Source organism: Guptibacillus hwajinpoensis (assembly GCF_005144865.1).
In the GTDB taxonomy this organism is placed as follows: domain Bacteria; phylum Bacillota; class Bacilli; order Bacillales; family Guptibacillaceae; genus Guptibacillus; species Guptibacillus hwajinpoensis_A.
Genome location: NZ_SWFM01000002.1, coordinates 378,042 through 395,893, shown reverse-complemented (window position 1 = coordinate 395,893; position 17,852 = coordinate 378,042). Strand labels below are relative to the sequence as shown.

At 37.8% G+C, this 17,852-nt stretch carries 15 protein-coding genes; 4 read left to right on the top strand and 11 right to left on the bottom strand.

Annotated features, from left to right (window positions below; translation table 11 throughout):
- Positions 1 to 237 precede the first annotated feature (237 nt).
- The 3 genes from FBF83_RS09245 to FBF83_RS09235 all read left to right on the top strand — a co-directional run bounded on the left by FBF83_RS09245 (position 238) and on the right by FBF83_RS09235 (position 3,834).
- A complete protein-coding gene (locus tag FBF83_RS09245; protein ID WP_136946863.1) occupies positions 238 to 1,581 on the top strand; it encodes an HRDC domain-containing protein in 1,344 nt (447 codons plus the stop codon).
- A 72-nt stretch (positions 1,582 to 1,653) separates the two neighbouring features.
- Positions 1,654 to 1,971, top strand: coding sequence for a hypothetical protein (locus FBF83_RS09240; protein WP_136946862.1), 318 nt, complete (start codon positions 1,654 to 1,656; stop codon positions 1,969 to 1,971).
- A 510-nt stretch (positions 1,972 to 2,481) separates the two neighbouring features.
- Complete coding sequence (locus tag FBF83_RS09235) at positions 2,482 to 3,834, top strand: SLC45 family MFS transporter (protein ID WP_136946861.1); 1,353 nt, start codon at positions 2,482 to 2,484, stop codon at positions 3,832 to 3,834.
- A 247-nt stretch (positions 3,835 to 4,081) separates the two neighbouring features.
- Here the strand turns inward: FBF83_RS09235 and FBF83_RS09230 are convergent, their stop codons facing one another.
- The 3 genes from FBF83_RS09230 to FBF83_RS09220 form a co-directional block, all read right to left on the bottom strand.
- On the bottom strand, positions 4,082 to 5,005 hold the full coding sequence (locus tag FBF83_RS09230) for a DUF6454 family protein (protein ID WP_136946860.1): 924 nt from the start codon (positions 5,003 to 5,005) through the stop codon (positions 4,082 to 4,084).
- Between the two features lie 368 nt (positions 5,006 to 5,373).
- Positions 5,374 to 6,426 carry a M14 family metallopeptidase gene (locus FBF83_RS09225; RefSeq protein ID WP_136946859.1) on the bottom strand — a complete coding sequence of 351 codons (1,053 nt, stop codon included), beginning with the start codon at positions 6,424 to 6,426 and terminating at the stop codon, positions 5,374 to 5,376.
- Between the two features lie 48 nt (positions 6,427 to 6,474).
- Complete coding sequence (locus FBF83_RS09220) at positions 6,475 to 7,680, bottom strand: M14 family zinc carboxypeptidase (RefSeq protein ID WP_136946858.1); 1,206 nt, start codon at positions 7,678 to 7,680, stop codon at positions 6,475 to 6,477.
- Positions 7,681 to 8,083: 403 nt separating this feature from the next.
- On the opposite strand from FBF83_RS09220, the gene FBF83_RS09215 reads away from it, so the two are divergent.
- A complete protein-coding gene (locus FBF83_RS09215; protein WP_136946857.1) occupies positions 8,084 to 8,623 on the top strand; it encodes a hypothetical protein in 540 nt (179 codons plus the stop codon).
- Positions 8,624 to 9,293: 670 nt separating this feature from the next.
- Here the strand turns inward: FBF83_RS09215 and FBF83_RS09210 are convergent.
- The 8 genes from FBF83_RS09210 to FBF83_RS09175 all read right to left on the bottom strand — a co-directional run bounded on the left by FBF83_RS09210 (position 9,294) and on the right by FBF83_RS09175 (position 17,673).
- Positions 9,294 to 10,748 carry a glycoside hydrolase family 32 protein gene (locus FBF83_RS09210; RefSeq protein WP_136946856.1) on the bottom strand — a complete coding sequence of 485 codons (1,455 nt, stop codon included), beginning with the start codon at positions 10,746 to 10,748 and terminating at the stop codon, positions 9,294 to 9,296.
- Positions 10,749 to 10,787: 39 nt separating this feature from the next.
- The gene (locus FBF83_RS09205; RefSeq protein ID WP_136946855.1) at positions 10,788 to 11,630 is read right to left on the bottom strand and encodes a carbohydrate ABC transporter permease; all 843 of its coding nucleotides are present in this window, start codon (positions 11,628 to 11,630) and stop codon (positions 10,788 to 10,790) included.
- Positions 11,627 to 12,508 carry a carbohydrate ABC transporter permease gene (locus FBF83_RS09200; protein ID WP_136946854.1) on the bottom strand — a complete coding sequence of 294 codons (882 nt, stop codon included), beginning with the start codon at positions 12,506 to 12,508 and terminating at the stop codon, positions 11,627 to 11,629. The genes FBF83_RS09205 and FBF83_RS09200 overlap by 4 nt, the downstream gene beginning before the upstream one ends.
- A gap of 65 nt (positions 12,509 to 12,573) precedes the next feature.
- Complete coding sequence (locus tag FBF83_RS09195; RefSeq protein WP_240688042.1) at positions 12,574 to 13,857, bottom strand: ABC transporter substrate-binding protein; 1,284 nt, start codon at positions 13,855 to 13,857, stop codon at positions 12,574 to 12,576.
- Between the two features lie 209 nt (positions 13,858 to 14,066).
- Entirely contained in the window at positions 14,067 to 15,035 is a 969-nt protein-coding gene (locus FBF83_RS09190) for a LacI family DNA-binding transcriptional regulator (protein ID WP_136946853.1), read from the bottom strand.
- Between the two features lie 624 nt (positions 15,036 to 15,659).
- Positions 15,660 to 16,190, bottom strand: coding sequence for a DUF6241 domain-containing protein (locus FBF83_RS09185; protein WP_136946852.1), 531 nt, complete (start codon positions 16,188 to 16,190; stop codon positions 15,660 to 15,662).
- Between the two features lie 28 nt (positions 16,191 to 16,218).
- A complete protein-coding gene (locus FBF83_RS09180) occupies positions 16,219 to 17,145 on the bottom strand; it encodes a hypothetical protein (RefSeq protein WP_136946851.1) in 927 nt (308 codons plus the stop codon).
- Positions 17,146 to 17,673, bottom strand: a complete 528-nt coding sequence (locus FBF83_RS09175) for a sigma-70 family RNA polymerase sigma factor (protein WP_136946850.1) — start codon at positions 17,671 to 17,673, stop codon at positions 17,146 to 17,148.
- Positions 17,674 to 17,852 lie beyond the last annotated feature (179 nt).

The following is a 17,852-nucleotide window of genomic DNA, read 5'->3' as shown; positions in this document are numbered from 1 at the left end:
CCTTTTTATCAAAAATAGTCTATTAGACTTATTCACTTTTACCTAGGAATTAGGAATCTTAAGATCGTTCTCATAGAATTAGACGACGAATGCAGGGAGTGTTAAATACTTTTTCCCAAAACTTCAAACACCCCCATTTGTTTTGGTATACTTATAACATTACTTACAAATCATTACATATACCCCAGTTTATTATTTTCTTCAGAAACCCCAAATTTACAAATAGCGAGGTCAACTATGTCTCTTCTAAAAAACGTGTTCAATATTCTGACTGATAAACGTGATATAAAAGAATCCATTCTCTATAAAGAAAGTACCGAAACCTCAGCAATTCTAAAGAGTTTAACAGACTTGAAATTAAGCAACGCTGCAAACCTGGACAATAAGAAGATCGATAACCATCTTAAACTCTTTTCTATAGGTCAAACTGGTGAACAACAAGTTTTATTTGAACTTCAAAACGCCATGCTTCCCTATCTCATTTTGCATGACGTCTATTTAGAATTCGAAGAATATCAAGCGCAGATGGATTTTGTCATCATTACACACAAATTCATTCTTGTCTTGGAAGTAAAAAAACTGTTTGGTAATATTCACGTTACAGATAAAGGGGAATTCCAACGCGTGATTACGAAGAACAATCGAGTTGTGAATAAAGAGGGCATGTATAGCCCAATTAATCAGGTTGGGCGACACGTCGAGATTCTTGAAAAACTTCTCAAATCTAACGGCACAATCACGAAATGTCCGATTCGATACGCTGTTACCTTTGCCAACCCGAAAACGATCCTAGACCTATCAAAAAATGCACCCGCCAATATTCAATCCAACGTTATTCGTCATGATCAGATTAAAACATTTTTGAAAAGTGAACTTGATAAGAAGTCCCCTGTTTTTATGTTAGATCAGCAACTTTATCAAATAGCCGATACCATTCTTCAAAATCATAAACAAAAACCATTTAATCAAGAAAGCTATGTACTCGATTCCCCTCCACCCACTGTAAAAAAAGAGACTAGTCTTTCTAGTGCCTATAACGATCAAGAAACAGACCAGGATTTAAAAGCAATGCTAGTTGCCTATCGATTAAAAAAGTCTCAAGAACTAGGGCGTAAACCCTATCATATTTTCACGAATAAAATGTTAGAAGAATTCCTATTAAAGCAGCCCTCCACAGTTGACGAGCTTCTAGAAATAGAAGGAGTTGGATCTAAAATAGCCTCTGAATATGGAGAAGATCTATTAGCAATCATCCGGAGAGGTAAAGATCTTCCAGTATACGAGATAGCTCATAGTGAAGCTCATTCACAACTTGCTGCTTCTAAAGAAGATTCAGTTGATAACGTTAATAAAGGAAATGGTGAGCTTCTAAGGTTATCACTCGTTGAATTTCGAACCACCCGCTCAAAAGAATTAAATGTGAAGCCTTATTATATCTTCACGAATCGTACGCTAGAAGATATTCTTACAAAACGACCGGCTAGTATGAAAGAGCTTTTGAATATTGAAGGAATTGGTCCAAAAAAAGCAGAGGAGTTTGGTCAGGGAATTCTTGAGTTAATTAAAAGGGATCGCCATTAATACGGGGATGAGATAGGCGACGATTCCTGAATCAATAAATGCATAATAAAACAGTTAAAGTTAGGAGTCTTTATGGAAAATCTCAAAAGAAATTTTATCGAAAATCATTTCACCATTTCAAAGGAAACAACTAAATCAATCGAGTTTGAACATGGAACAAGTGGTGAGGTTATCTACTTGATCCCAAACAAAGAAATTACGATTATACTAAACCCCAAATTAGTACAAGCAAACCAACAACTACTTGATAAATCATTCGGGTTGAATCATAGCACTTCTTTCAGACAGTTCCCTAAAAGACAGCATACTGGTAAAGACCTTATTCATTATGGTTATTCTTTTAAACTTCAATCTTCAGATGAGCTAGTAAAATTATTAAAAATAATATAGAAGATGAGAGGGAATCACCGGGACGGTTCTGCTGTTTCAAATGGCTACACAAAACAGAAACCTAGAAGGCAAGGCTAATGATAGACTAACTAGCCTCCTGGGTATCTTTGAATTTTTAAATGAAATTACGATAAAAGAGTATACATGAGAACCATCTTCATGACTCCCTTTCAGAATTAGAATTCCTTTCTTTGAAATTTGTGCAAACGCTTGCTTAACTACTGTACTATGGTATATACTATCCAAGTGTTATTTTTTACCCATAATAAGGAATTGATTCCATGTTTGGATCAGCAATCAATTCTATCTTAGAAGTTCTACATATAGCCTGATCGGGACAGTATCTAAACACAGTCCAGAGGCGCATCATCTATAGGAAAATTAGCAATCTGTCGCTCTAATCATAACAGCACTTATTTTTTGGATTTATGTGCAAGCGATTGCATTTAAAGAAAAGTTGTTCAATTAAGATGTTCATTGCGACTGATCGTGCATTAACAGGAGGGAATTATGTTAGAAGAAAAAGTTGTCAGCGAGCAAAGATATCAAAAAGAATTACCATTTCTACCAATCAGTACAATTTGGTTAATTAGTTTCGGGTTTCTAGGTGTGCAAATGGCCTTCTCACTGCAAAGTGCAAATATGGGACGCATATTCCAAACGCTTGGCGCAGATCCTCATAATCTAGGTTTGTTCTTTATACTCCCACCTCTAGCAGGTCTAGTGGTCCAACCATTAGTTGGTTATTTCTCAGACCGTACCTGGATGCCAAGGCTTGGCAGGCGAATCCCTTATTTATTAGTTGGGGCTGTAGTTGCTGTTATTGTTATGTGTCTACTACCCAATTCAGGTAGCTTTGGATTCAGTGCTGTAACAGCCATGACATTTGGAGCCGTTGCCATTCTCTTTATGGATGTCTCATCCAACATGGCGATGCAACCCTTTAAAATGATGGTTGGAGACATGGTTAACAAAGAACAAAAAGGATTTGCTTATTCGATCCAAAGCTTTCTATCAAACAGTGGTGCTGTATTAGCAAGTATTTTTCCTTTTGCTTTAACAGTGATTGGTGTCTCAAATAGTGCGCCAAAGGGCGTTATTCCACAATCGGTTGTTATTTCATTCTACGCTGGAGCCGGTGTTCTCATCATTTGCAGTCTTATTACAGTCTTTAAAGTGAGAGAGTATGATCCAGATGAGTTTGCTTTGTATCACGGAATTTCTAAGGAATCTACGAAAGAAAAAGCAAACCTTTTCAAATTACTAGCTAGCGCTCCAAAAGTGTTTTGGACAGTGACACTCGTTCAGTTATTCTGTTGGATGGGTTTTCAATACTTATGGACGTACGGCACGGGGGCAATTGCCATCAACGTTTGGAATACGAGTGATCCAGCGAGCGCAGCCTATCAAGATGCAGGGAACTGGTTTGGTATTTTAACGGCTGTGCAATCCATTGGTGCTGTCATATGGTCACTTGTACTATCCCGTATGCCAAACGACCAGAGAAAACCATTTTATGCGATTAGCTTATTGTTAGGTGGGATCGGATTTGGTTCAGTCTTCTTCATCCACAATCAATGGGCACTAGTTGTTTCATTTACCTTAATTGGAATTGCATGGGCAGCGATGATGACGTTCCCATTCACGATCCTCACGAACGCTCTAAAAGGAAAGAATATGGGAACCTATCTTGGGCTGTTTAACGGTAGTATTTGTTTGCCACAAATCATTGCGTCTCTCTTAAGTTTCGTGTTGTTCCCATTGATCGGATCTTCCATGCCGTTCATGATTTTACTTTCCGGTGTCTTGCTTGTTGTTGGTGCGTTGTCTGTACCGATTATTAAGGAAACGTATGCGAAGTAACGGTTCACAACTTAAGTGAATTTAGTTCATTAAATAATTTAAATCAAGCGACTAGCCTATTGATAATCAAAAGGTTAGTCGCTTTTAATGTTTTGGCTAATAAATGCTAGATTTGGCCAATATAATCTTAATTTGGACAATATATTACGATTTTGGACAATAAACTGGGATTATGGACAATATATCGGGATTCACAGATAAAGGATAGCGTATCAAAGCCTAGACATCACCGTGACACTCATGACTCCTAATTCTTTGCTTCATATATCATGAGTGATGCTTGCTCATCGTCATCAGGTATAGCAAATAGTTTAATTCCATTATCTGATTTCTTAAGAAAAACAGGATTACGCGTAATGACATGACCCTCGGAAGAAAACTCTGCTACTGGAACTTCATGCTCTATATTGAACGTTTTCGTATCAAGCAACGCTAAACCACCGAGCTCATATTTTCCTGTATTCGAGTTCGGATCATCTAATTCAGAGATACCGCTGCAAATCATTTTGTCTTGACCTACATATTCGCAATCCTGATAATCAATGAAATGACTTTGATTGTTCTCCATCTTCAATCCATTCCCTTTTTTACCCCATACATAATATTTACGTGATCCCCAACTAACTCCGAGTATTTTTCCGTTTTTATCATTATGAACAACGCCACCGATATGGTCGTTTACTCTGAACGCTTCTTCAACTTCTAGGGTTTCTGTATTGATTTTATAAACAATGGATTTACTGTCTGGACGGTATTCAGCAGTCGGCACCCAAATATTTTTTCCATCAAAGTCGATGCCTCCAGGATGATACATGTCACCTTCACCAAGTTTAATATCTTTCAGCAACTCTCCTTGTTTACTGAAAACAAAAAGATGCCCTATTCCTTTTCCGGCAGAACGGTCATAACCATTTTGTGCATTACTGTACTTTTTAGGCTTTTCAATAATTTCAACTGATGACATGTAGAATTTGTCTCCAACTTGAGTCATTCCTTGAGGATGATACGCATCGAACTGTAAATTAACTTGATCTTTTTTATCCCAATTTGTGCTCCGAGACAACTCTTTAAATGATTCTGTTACATCGTGGTTCTCATTGTTTTCTGCAAATACAGTTGTGAACATACTGATTAGCAGAACACCCGTCATTACCAATATAATCTTCCGCATAATTTTCCTCCTATTACCTACTTTTTTAATGAGTCCTATGTACTCGCTCAACTTCCCCATCGGTTATGTTTAAGACATCCTCATCATAAAAGAAAAATAATAATAGAAAGTTACAGGACTATATTAATTTAGTAAATTTGGAGAATCACCGGGGCAGATCTGCTTATTCATTTGCTTACCCAAAACAAAAAACCAGATGAGCTACTAAATAGATTAGTTAGCACCCTGGTTTTTCTCGTATTCTTGAGTGTCATAGTGAACATATGAATTCACTAGTGACCTTCCTTTATCTATTTACTATTTTATAGAATCATGAGAACCGTCCCAGTGATTCAATGAAAAACGAAGGTTCGTACCTTTTATTCTACTTATTCTCCATCATAATTACTCTCTGGCAACGTATCCCAGAAAGAAGTATCAGTCGAATCAATTGAATCATCTGCTAGTGCTTCTAAACTAGCTTTCATCGCAGTAACCGCTTGTTGAATTAAATAGCCATTGCTCTTCTGCCCTAGAACGTAGTCGTCACGGTAATGATCCGCCATTCCGCGCATTTCGAACAGAAGTGTTGCGATACCATATTCCATAGCTAATCCGTTTCGGCTAATCGTTGGCGCACTTCCTCCTGGATACTTCGAAAGTAGGCCATATCCTTTTGCATCAACAGCATTATAAACAACGGCACCTAGTTTCTTAGATTGTTCCCGAACCTCAGGGTCTACAGCTTCGTTTGTTGGATATAAAATCGAACCGGAGACTAGTTCTCCTGTGTCTCCTAACGTCGTTTGCGTTCCTTGGTGATGGAGATCAATCATATAATCCGGTTGATATTTCTGCAGCACGTTCTCATGCAAAGCCTTCGTTTCAGGCTGATTACGATCGACGTGATCACGGTTAAGGTCTACCTCATTCGCATTATATCTAGTATGAGTACCAGATACATAGTCTTCTAATGAGAAATTGACATCCCCTTCTGCCCCATCTACGTTTAATCGTGGAGCAATAAGCACATTTACATTCTCAAGAATATCTTGTACATTCTTCCCGCTCGAAGATAAATATTTAATCATCTCCAAAGCGCCTTCAGTTGTTAACGCTTCGTTCCCATGCTGCTGGGTTAAGAAAAGGATCGTTGGGTTGTCTTCGTTCATACTACCAAACTTAGCGAGGTAGAGATCTCTCCCTTTTACTGATTGACCGTAAACTTCTAATTCCAGTGCTTCAGAGCGCTTATCCACTTTTTCTAGAAAACTTACCATCTCTTCATAAGAATGCAGACGTTCGTTCTTTATCGTTTCATTGCCACCGTAGTTTGGTCCATTAGGTCCGTTCTCTCCAGCAAGTACCGTATTCCCTGTTAAAAATGATCCTGACACTAACATTGTTCCGGCTATTGTTAACGATAGAACTTGTTTTTTCATAGTTCTCCTCCTAGTAAGATAAATTCTCGGTTGTATTATTAAAACGATTTAATGACCATAATCTTGATCGCGATCTGTCAGTGGGATATCGTCATAATCCTCGGGATCAATCGAATACACATCTCCGCTCGTCACGCCATCGATAATACCGTAAAGTCCAAGTTCAACCGCTTTAACCAGCTGCCCAATTCGCTTTTGACCATAACTTTGCGTTTGACCCGTTACTTCAAACAGCACAGCGCCACTTCCATTTAACGCAAATGAACCAAGTGCTGTACCTGGCAAATCAAGATTTTGTGGATACAGAGTAATATGATCAAATGGAGAATTACCCCTCTCCTGTAAGGCGTTATAAGCAGCTACATTTAACTGTTTTGAAAACTCACCATTATATGTATCTGCATACTCACTATATTTCGTTCCTTCAGTACTATCAGGATCAGGAATAAAATCACCGGAAATCGAGAGCGTCACTTTATCATCCGTGCCTTCTACATAATACTCGCCCTGATGATGCAAATCGACAAACACATCTACTTTGCCAAACTCATCCATCAATCCTTTGTAAACATCACGAACCGTTTGAGCTTCAGGGGTAATGTACCACCCAGGATTTGATGAGTTATTTGGAAAATCTTCAGGTTGAGGCACATAGTCGAGATTCGGATTAAAGTCACGGTTTACGTCAAAGCCAGGATTAGAAGCGTAATCCCAGTATTGATTGGTATACGTGTAGTAATTCCATGATGGCGACGCACTAGCGAGCTGTGGAAAATCCTCCACTACTTCACTCCACGACATGTCATTTCCCCGTCGATTTAATTCCGTCGCATCAGGATTGATCATCGGCATAGCAACAATCGTCACTTCACTTCTGATTTTCTTAGCTTCTGGGGAGTTAGACCCAAGGTGTTGCAACATCTTCAACAACGCAGCCGTCCCCGTTTTTTCATTCCCATGAATTTCACTTTGCAATAAAATAACTTTCTCTCCTGAACCAACCGTCGCCTTATAGATTTCACGCCCCTGGTTGGAGTAACCAGCAACTTCTACATTCACTTGGCCCTGGCTGTTCTTATCAATCTGCTTAAGTCTTTTACTTAACTCAGCATGACTGATAAAACCTGAAGTAGCGTATTCTTGACTTTGCGCTGCAGCACGTTGTTCATTTGGCGCTGCCATAGTAGGACTAACAAGTACAGATGACAATAACAGGGTACTGCATAATAACGTTACGTTCTTTTTTGGACTCATTCGATTCCTCCTCAGTTTTAAAAGTCTACAACTGAGGAGTTCTCGTTTTTAGGCTGCTCCACCTTTTGATTAGTTTTAAAACGAAACGTATGGACTAGGAGGTTTTTGGAAAATAGGTAGTTTTACATGGGGAGTTATTGTGGTGAAGTTTAAAGAAGTGGTACGTTAGGAGGTTTTGGTGGTTTCTTTTAGTGGGGGGGCGTATTCCTTAAACCAAAAAGAATCACGAAAACCCCGCCGCGATTCTTCTTCAAGCATACCTATCTGTTATAAAATACCTATAAATGAGAAGGTCATATTTTAACCTAATTATTTTAGTATGACTTAATCCTTAATTTGGGATTTATTGGTCGGAACTCGTGACCTTCTTGATATAATGTAAGAAAAAGTTTTGGAGGTTTACATGAAGAGATTATATATTTTGATTGTCCTATCTCTATTATTAAATTTATTAGGTTGTAGTACAGAAACTACAGATTCTACAGACTATATTGAATACGATGGTAGTGATTTAGAAGTTGCAGTAATTGGAGATATTCCAAACTTGAATGAGGAGAAGGTGAAGTTTACCAATATTACTTTTGAGGAGATGGAAAAGTTAAAACCAAAACCGGAAGAAATTGATGCCGTTATTATTACTAAAGAGAACTTAATCAAAGCATCCCAGGGTAAATATGCAAAAGTTTATAAAAATACAAATATACCTTTTTTCTTTATTGAATCAAGTAAATCATACGTCCCATTTGTGTATGAAAAGTATTCTTATGAGAAATATCCTGAAGTAGATAGTCTTATATATGCTACTGGAGTTTATTTTCATAAGGAAGAGTTAACTCATTGGGGTTACGGACTTTATAATGACAAACTAAATGATGAAAACATAAGAAACGTTTATATTAGGATCTTTTCAACAATTGATGATGTTAAAAACATGAGTAATTAAAAAAGAAAGCCCAGATTAAATCTGGGCTTTCTTTTATTTTTAGTATAGATAAATGTTTTCCCAATCGTAAAGATATGCATAATCAACGGGACGGTTCTGCCGATTCACTTGCTTACACAAAACAGAGAATTCAGGTGAACTAATCAATTGAACTATTAGCCTCCTGAATTTTCTTGAGCTCATATTTGTGTAATCCTGTTTAAACTCCGACATGAATCACGAGAACCATCCCCGTGATTCACCCGCTTACATGAGCGAGTGGCTTTCTATTTTGAGGATTTGGCTAATAAAGCCTAGATTTGGCCAATATAATCTCAGTTTGGCTAATATATTTCGATTTTGGACAATAAATTGGAATTCTGGACAATATATCGGGTTTCACATATCAGGAATAGCGTTGCGATTAAACCGTACTGTTTTTCATAGCTTAAAAACCCAAATATTAAAGCACGCCTACTGCAACGATTGCAATACCAATGATAACAGCCAGCCCGAAATAGAATAGAGCTTTACTATTATTAGGTTGGAATCAGCAAGACGGTTCTGCTAATTCACTTGTATACATAAAAAAGCCAGGAAAGCTATTCATTTGTTGGATAGCCTCCTGGTTCTTCTTTACCTATTTATACGTTGAAATGAATCATGAGAACCTCCCCTGTAATTCTCGTGATTATTGAGCAGGTTTAGCGATATAGCCATCGCGAAGAATAACACTACCTTTAATAGAAGAAAACGAAATTGATTCACACGCATGATCTGGATAAACCAAACTAGTAAGTGCATATTGCCCTTCGTTAATAAATAGTTCAATGGAAGAAGAGTCTATAATCATCCTTAAATTAAGCTCGTTGATATTCTCGACTTTCACTATCTGATCATCAATAAAATTACTTGAGAAATCAATTTCCCCTGAATCTTTACGGACCACGCGAATAGCATTCATATTGTAATCGATTTCAATATTAGTAGTCTGTTCTTTCGAATGATTCACAGTGATGCCAAACTGTTGTGAATTTTCCCTTTCAATATTTATGGAACAATCAACAAAAGGACTTCCAACTGGATACTTTTTCGTTCCATTTTCATGACTAACCTCTCCATCAATCACGCTATCTATTGAGAAATATGATTCAATTTCCTTAACTGGTAATTGATTCACATTATATTCTTCCCCTACCTTTTGAAGAGAAAGTTCTCTTGGTAGTGTCATTTGGCTTCTCCAACCGTTCGTCGGCACTTCGTTTGCATAGCGCCAGTTACTCATCCACCCAAGATAAATGCGCCTTCCATCTATCTGAGGAATATCAGAAAAGCTAACCCCAGCATAGTTATCCTTACCAAAGTCTAGTAAATGGATTGAATCGTGATCTGGTTTAAATGTACGCCCATCAAATTCACCAACAAAATACTGTGTTTGTGATCCTGTTTCAAATTCAGGATTATCTCCAACACTTACAAGTAACACCCATTTAATTTCATCTGTCTCGGGTACCTGTAACTGAAATAAATCAGGGCATTCCCACACGCCAGTGTGAAGTCCTATCCCTTCCCCAAACTCACTTTCAAAATTCCAATTAATTAAGTTAGGCGAAGAATAGAATGAGATAGTTTGACCAGTAGCTAGTACCATCATCCAGTTCTTTTCCTTATCATTCCAAAATACTTTAGGATCTCTAAAATCAACTTTTGAATCACTAGTTAAAACAGAATTGCCTTCATATTTCACCCACGTTCTTCCACGATCGTAACTGTAGGCGATGCCTTGCGTCTGTGTAGGTTCTGCTCCTGCTTCCCCATCAAGATGATACGTAAAAACAGCTACTAATCCTGGTCCATTTGGAAAGAAACCGGTCGTGTTCTCCCAATCCACAACAGCACTACCTGAAAAGATCATTCCATGCTCATCGGGATAAAGCGCAATATCTAGCTCCTCCCAGTCTATTAAATCTTTACTAACCGCATGTCCCCAGTGCATTGGTCCCCAGACCGTACTATCCGGATGATACTGATAGAACAAATGATACTCTCCATCAAAGAAAATTAATCCGTTCGGGTCATTCATCCAGTTTTTTTGTGGAGCGAAATGTAAATATGGTCTGTATTTTCCTAAGGCATTTGTTTTCATTTGTCATCCTCCAATATGCTAGATCTATTTTTTAGCAGCTTATTTAATTCCTGTTCCTGAGCCGCCAAGTCCTTGTAATAAGTATTTTTGAGCGACAATATAAACGATAATAAGTGGAATTGTAGAGAGTGTAAGAATCGCCATCACCTGGTTGGTGTATACAGGTGGCGTCGAATTAATATTTGTAATGGCAACTTGTAACGGAAACTTTTCTGTATCCGTTAAGACCATTAGTGGCCATAAATAATCATTCCAACTTGCAATAAAGGAGAGTGTTCCGACAGTAGCGATCGCTGGTTTTGACATTGGGAGGATAATCTTCCAAAAAATCGTCCAATAGTTCGCACCGTCCAATTGAACGGATTCAATAATTTCATCTGGAACAGCTTTAAAGAAATTGCGAAAAAGGTAGATAAATAACATATTAGCAAGCATCGGCAACACAACAGCCATTCTTGTGTTTAGGATTCCTAACTCATGTGCCACTGTAAATTGTGTAATAATCAAGGTTTCCATCGGGACGATTAAGAGTGATAAAAGCAAGCCAAATAGAAACTTCTTTCCAGTAAAGTTGAATTTCGCGAATGCGTACCCTGCCATCGCATTTACTACGATTGATCCTGCTGTAACAATGACAGCATACATGACGCTATTGAACACATATTTCAATACATCAAATCTTTCAAACAAAGCCTGATAAGTTTGAAACCACTCGGATGGATTTATTGAAGGGAAGAAAGACTGAATGGTTCCCATGTCAACATAGATATCTCCTTCAGGTTTCATTGAGGATGCAATCATCCAAATCATCGGAAAAATAAAAATAGACGCTAATAGAGTGAGAAACGAGTATTCTATTATTCTCTTAACCGGCTTGCTCATGATCCATCATCCCCCTTTGATAGCTTGTTTTGAACGATTGTTACTAGCCCAATTACAATGCCAAAAACAACAGTCATGGCGCTTGAATAACCAATCAACCGATCTGAAAATCCTGATTGATAAATATAGTAAACTGGTGTCATCGTTGAATTCATTGGACCACCTTGCGTCATAACCATTGGTTGAATGATTAACTTAAATGCTGCTATAAAGGTCGTAATCATAATTAACAGAGTTGTCGGCCTTAACAGCGGAAGCGTAATGTGGATGAAATTTTGCCATTTGTTTGCACCATCAATTTTACTAGCTTCATAAACACTGCTCGGGATGTTTTGGAGCCCAGCTAGGAAGATCAACATTTGGTAACCGGCACCTTGCCAGGCAGATACAAAAACGATTGTATAAAGAGCTTGTTTAGGACTCGAAAGAAAAGGTTGGGCTTCGATTCCCACTTTTTCCAAAAGAACATTAATTAAACCTTCAGATGGATTTAATAAATAAAGCCAGAGTACTGAAATAACAACTAAAGAAAGAACCACTGGAGCAAAATAAGCTATTTTAAAGAAGATATTTCCTCTTCTGTTCTTGTTAATCAGTAGGGCCAAACCTAATGCAGCTCCGATTTGGATTGGAATAACACAAACAACAAAGAGGACGATATTCTTTAAACTTTGTAAGAAGATCGGGTCTTTAAAAATTTCGATAAAATTATCTAAGCCGACAAACTGTTTATTATCTGGCGTTAATAAATAGTAATCAGTAAATGCGTAGTAAATTGCCATTAAAGCTGGAATAATTAGAAATAACCCCATTAATACTAGCGCAGGAGATAAGAATAAGTATGCGGGTAGGTTCATACTGGAATTGAGCTTCTTCATCTTTGATGTCTCCTTTTAAAGGTAAACCGACCTGAAAATCGAGACAGGTCGGTTTACGAATTCTATTATTGTAACGCTTTATCAATTTGTGAAGACTTGGTATTGAGTAATTTCTGAATATCTTGATTCTCTTCAAAATAAGTGACATCACTGATGGTTTCTTGGAATGTACGGCTTACTTTTGGATACCCTGGAAGTACTGGTCGTGCATGTGCCGATTTTGCATTTTGATCAATGAGAACTTGCATTTGAGGTGAAACTTCTCCTCTAATTTCTTCTATTACTGAAGTCGCAGCTGGTAGAACACTATTTGCGAGACTGATTTTTGTAAGAGCCTCTGTTTGCGTTAAGAAATCAATTAAGGCAGCAGCCGCTTCCTCTTTATCGGTTGTAGCAGACATGGCATATTGCCATGAGCCCGATGGAGAAACTAACTCATTCGTATCCGGAGATGTTGGATAAGGCATAACGCCATAATTTACATCAGGATAGCTACTTTTCATTTCGGCAATCGTCCATGAACCTGTCATCATCATAGGATATTTACCAGTTTGAAATCCTTTTTCTACAGGTGTCTTTGTCGTGTATCCTTTTTCAACCATCTCTTGAATAAAACTCATTGTTTTGACGCTATTCTCATCATTGAAGAAGCCTGTTGCCTTCGTGCCATCTTCAGAAACAATGCTTCCACCTTGCGACCATAAGAATGGTGTGAACGCATACATTAACCACTCACTTTGATCCTTTAATCCCATATCAATAGCGGGTTGATCATACTCTTTCACAAGTGTTTCATTCAAGTCCATGAATTCATTCCAGTCCCACGGCTCTTCAACTGTCGGTAATGTCGCTAAATCAACCCCTGCATCCTCCAGCATTTGTTTATTGTAGAAAATACCTACGCCCGATTCGGAATATCCAACTGCATATAATTCATCATTATATGTACCTTGCTGAATAATACTTGGTAATAAATCATCTTTATTGCTGATATAGTCACCGATTGGTGCAATCATCCCTGCCTCAGCATATGCTGCTGTATTAGGCCCATCAAGTGTTAATACATCAGGTAATGTATCCGTTGTCAAAGCTGCGTTGATTTTATCTTCATAACCGCCACCGCTTCCACTTCTAGGAATGAACTCAATTTTTGCTGTATAGCCTTCCTCATTTTCCTCGTTAAACTGATCGATTAGACTTTGCATCTCTTTACCTTCAGCTGTTTCATTTGAAGTGTGAACCCACATCGATACTTCATTTTTGTTACCACTTGACGCTTCCTCTCCACTACAAGCTGCGACCACAACTGCCATACACAAACCGAAAACTAGTAAGATTAACTTTTTCACTTCTGTATCCCTCCCCTTTAAAATAACGGACGTTGGCATCACTTCATGAAACGATGAACAAAATAAATTTTTTCTAATTTTCCTATAAATGTAACCGTCTACAAAGATTATAATATGTCATCCGGTTTCATATGTCAACCGGATGACATATTGTTTTTAAAAAAATAGAAATACTATTCGAAAGAAAGAAGCGTAGAGAAATACCCCTCTTACTTTCTGGTAGTATCACTTTCAATTAGCTTTACTGGTAATATGGTTGCTGACTCATAATCTTCTTCTTTATTGATCTGTTTCATCAATATTTCTAAAGCTTTAACGGCTATTTCTCTTACTGGTTGCTCTATTGTTGTTAATTCTGGGAGTAAGAGTCTTGTCGTCTCTGTGCCATCATATCCAACTATCTTTAATTTAGTAGGAATATCAATTCCTCTATTCCTAGCCTCCTGCATGACTCTAGCAGCAATTAGATCATCACTAGCAAAAATGCCATCTACCTCTGGGTTTTCTTCAAATAGTAAAGAAAAAACTGAATCATTTGCTTCATATTCATACGTAAGCGGTGTCAATCCGTTGCGTTCCATAACATCTTCATAAGCTTTTCTTCGCATATTCGCTGGTGTTTCTAATGAAATGGGACCATTAATATGAACAATGGATCGACATCCCTTTTCAATTAATAATTGTGTTGCCTTTTCTCCACCCTGGTAATTATCACTTGATACAACAGGGATTTTGGTAGACAAATAACGATCTATTCCCACTACAGGAAGGTTTGGATCTTCATATTCTTCAATTCCTTTATTATGAGCACCCGCAATAATACCATCAACTTGATTTCTTTGTAACATCCTTAAGTAACTTCTCTCTTTATCTTCCCGCCCCTGGCTATTACAAAGTAACACTTTGTAACCAAGTTCAGATGCAAGGTTTTCTAAGTGAAAGATAAGCTGACCATAGAAAGGGTTACTCGTCGTTGGGAAAATAAGACCAATCAGGAACGTTTTTTTGATAAAAAGCGAACGAGCAACTTCATTCGGGTAATAGTTCAATTGTTCCATTGCTTTATGAACTTTCTCCCTCGTCTTTTCACCTATATAGCCCCGATTATTTAGTACACGAGAAACCGTAGTAGGTGAAACACCCGCCACCTTAGCAACATCTTCAATTTTTGGCTTCACATTCAACTTCCTCCTTTTTAATCATTACGTTTCAGAAATTTCACAACTCGATTTCAAGATCATCATATTACCATACTTTATTATTCTAGCAGAACTTACACATTGTCAAATCCTTCTTGTTGAAATCAGTCTGGGAATCACCGGGACGGTTCTGCTGATTCACTTGCTTTAGAATACAGAAAAAACAGGTGTGCTACTCATTAGTAGTACACCTGTTTTTTTCGTATCTCGTATTAGTGGACAGTAGTTTTTAACTTGAAGGCGAATCACGAGAACAGTCCCCGTGATTGTAAAATTGGTTTAAGAGGAAACCTATTTCTTCTCCTTTTTGAATACTAATAGGAAGGTAATCAAACGTTTGTTTAACTTCCACCATTCTTCATTCAATCATCTCTTGAAACCCTCTTCACCTCTTGAAGCAACGGCTCATATAGGTCTGAACCCTTTTTCACATAGTGAAGCTCCTTCACTCCTGGCACCTTCAAATGGATTGCTCCACTTTGCTTGTTGTACCACAATCGCAGTCCATCAAGGAAAACGGGTTTTCAGTTTCGGAAACTTCTAGCTTCATCATAGTTGATTTCATCCTTTTCATTATAATAAGTTCTCATTAACCTCTTACTGTTAGTCGTAATGCTCATCCACAAATGCTTGTTCCTCATTGGCTGTCAATAAGCGACTTGCTCTTCCTACGTTACCGTTTTCCATACTCCAAATCTCATTATGAATCTCAACGGCATTTTGAAAATCACCTTTTTTCCATTTTGTAAGCGCCTTGTAGTAGAAATCATAATGTTCATATTCTCCTTCACCTTTCACTTTATCGAGAATCGCGAGCATATCTTCAATACGCTTATCGGTCATTTCAACAAGCGTCCATTTTTCATCCGCATATACTTTTTGGTGGGTCATGCCATGAAGGGTAGTCATAAAATGGCTTTCACTAGGTATGGTGTCATCAGCTGTTGAATTTGCTCCATCATCGACGTAGCGATCTGGATCAATCTCTTCTTCTGGTTGCTCTCCCGACTGCTTTGTTTCACCCTTTTCTTCCACTAATTTTGCATTTAGATCAGAGATCAACCAGTAGCCAAGACCTAGAGATAGAATGACAATGATGCTTATGGATAGTAGTAACGTTTTTGTTGATGGCATTCTGTTAGACATCTCCTCAGAAAAATTGTTATTTATCTTTATCTTCTCTTGCTACATCTATTAGCGCATCTAATTGAACAATACTGCTCTTAAGTTCTTCATATTGGTTCTCAAGTTCTCTCGCTCTTTTTTCACTATCGTCTTCAAGAGAAGCTGATGCGTTTGCTAGCGTTTCTGCTTTTATATGAATTTTTTCTATCTCGTTTTTTAGTTCAGGAAGTTCATCAGAGTATTTCAGCGCTACTTCCATGCGTTTCATTAGCAGTTCGCTTCTATTATGAATCTCTTTAATTCCATCAACGTTCACATACCAAGATAACCCCACCTCTTTATCATGGTACCTCGTCAAAAGAAGCGGAAAAAGGTCTCTTTCGATATCAGATGCCTTTTCATCTATATATCCCATAACAACGCCCATATATTGATTTTCTGTTGGAAGCGGCCGTTCATCAACTTCGGGATTCCTCTCACCCCAATCAATACTTGAAATATAGCCAGTATCTTTCGAAAAGCTATATCCATTCTCGTATGTGATGCTAGAAGACCCCGATTCCTCTGATGAAATTCTATTTTGTTCTGGTAATTTCCATGCTTTTAAATAATCATAAATTTGTTGATGATTTTGATTTTGGAAGACCTTTTTATCAAAATCAATAGGAGCTTCTTTTTCTCTACTCTCATGATTATCTTCAGAAAGATTTTGCTGTGATTCTTTCATGTCTAGACTTTGTTCTGTTCCAATAAAATTAGAAAATGCGTAAGAACCGAGAATTAGTAAAAGAATTAGACAAGCTGCTGTTGAAAGAACGGGAATAAATCGTGTACCTTTCCGCTTCGGCTTTTTTGAATGAATAACCGCTTCATAAATCCGCCCCTTATACCCTCTACTTACCTCACCCTCTTTCAATACCGTTTCATTCATTTTACTCCGAAGGTCTTTCAGCTTTTCATCCATCTACTCAACCTCCTTATAAAGCTCACGAAGTTGTAATTTGGCACGCCTTAATCTTGTTTTAATAGTTTCTGTTTTAATACCTGTTAACTCTTCTATTTCTTGAATGCTTAGGTCCTCATAGTAAAATAAAATGATCACTTCTCGATATTTTATCGAAAGCGAAAGCACCTTCTGAGAAATTTCTTCGCCTTCACTTTTTTGAATAAGATTGTCATCAAGACTACCCACTGTTTTCAACTTTTCATCACTGCGAAGAGGCATGATAGACCGAAACCACTTGCTCTTTAAATAATCTTTGCAGCGATTGACGGTAATTTTGAACAGCCAGGTTTTATAGCTACTTTCTCCCCTAAAATGATCCATGTTTTTAAAACAGGATATAAATACTTCCTGCGTGATATCATCCGCTACCGCCCAATTTTTCACATATGTATAAGCAAGTCGCTTGATCTGCTCGGCATAATCATCAATCAACTCCCTTAGCAATTCATTTCTCTCGAACTCGTTCTCCCGTTTCTTCTCCCCCAACTAGCTCCCCCCTGGATTCACCTGTATGATAGACGACTTACTTTCTAAGATCGGTTCAAAATCCCCAAAATTCCCTAAAATGGTTTAACTTAAGAACTATAACACACAAAAAAAGGCTACTCCTTAGTACGAGTAGCCCTCAAGTTTTCTCACTTTTTATTCGTGCAAAGTTACCATCT

Bases quoted from the DNA above. Each gene is read 5' to 3' on its own strand.
- FBF83_RS09180 (WP_136946851.1), bottom strand. From the start codon at position 17,145: ATGGATGAAAAGCTGAAAGACCTTCGGAGTAAAATGAATGAAACGGTA.
- FBF83_RS09185 (WP_136946852.1), bottom strand. From the start codon at position 16,190: ATGCCATCAACAAAAACGTTACTACTATCCATAAGCATCATTGTCATT.
- FBF83_RS09215 (WP_136946857.1), top strand. From the start codon at position 8,084: ATGAAGAGATTATATATTTTGATTGTCCTATCTCTATTATTAAATTTA.
- FBF83_RS09235 (WP_136946861.1), top strand. From the start codon at position 2,482: ATGTTAGAAGAAAAAGTTGTCAGCGAGCAAAGATATCAAAAAGAATTA.
- FBF83_RS09205 (WP_136946855.1), bottom strand. From the start codon at position 11,630: ATGAGCAAGCCGGTTAAGAGAATAATAGAATACTCGTTTCTCACTCTA.
- FBF83_RS09230 (WP_136946860.1), bottom strand. From the start codon at position 5,005: ATGCGGAAGATTATATTGGTAATGACGGGTGTTCTGCTAATCAGTATG.
- FBF83_RS09245 (WP_136946863.1), top strand. From the start codon at position 238: ATGTCTCTTCTAAAAAACGTGTTCAATATTCTGACTGATAAACGTGAT.
- FBF83_RS09200 (WP_136946854.1), bottom strand. From the start codon at position 12,508: ATGAAGAAGCTCAATTCCAGTATGAACCTACCCGCATACTTATTCTTA.
- FBF83_RS09240 (WP_136946862.1), top strand. From the start codon at position 1,654: ATGGAAAATCTCAAAAGAAATTTTATCGAAAATCATTTCACCATTTCA.
- FBF83_RS09210 (WP_136946856.1), bottom strand. From the start codon at position 10,748: ATGAAAACAAATGCCTTAGGAAAATACAGACCATATTTACATTTCGCT.
- FBF83_RS09225 (WP_136946859.1), bottom strand. From the start codon at position 6,426: ATGAAAAAACAAGTTCTATCGTTAACAATAGCCGGAACAATGTTAGTG.
- FBF83_RS09220 (WP_136946858.1), bottom strand. From the start codon at position 7,680: ATGAGTCCAAAAAAGAACGTAACGTTATTATGCAGTACCCTGTTATTG.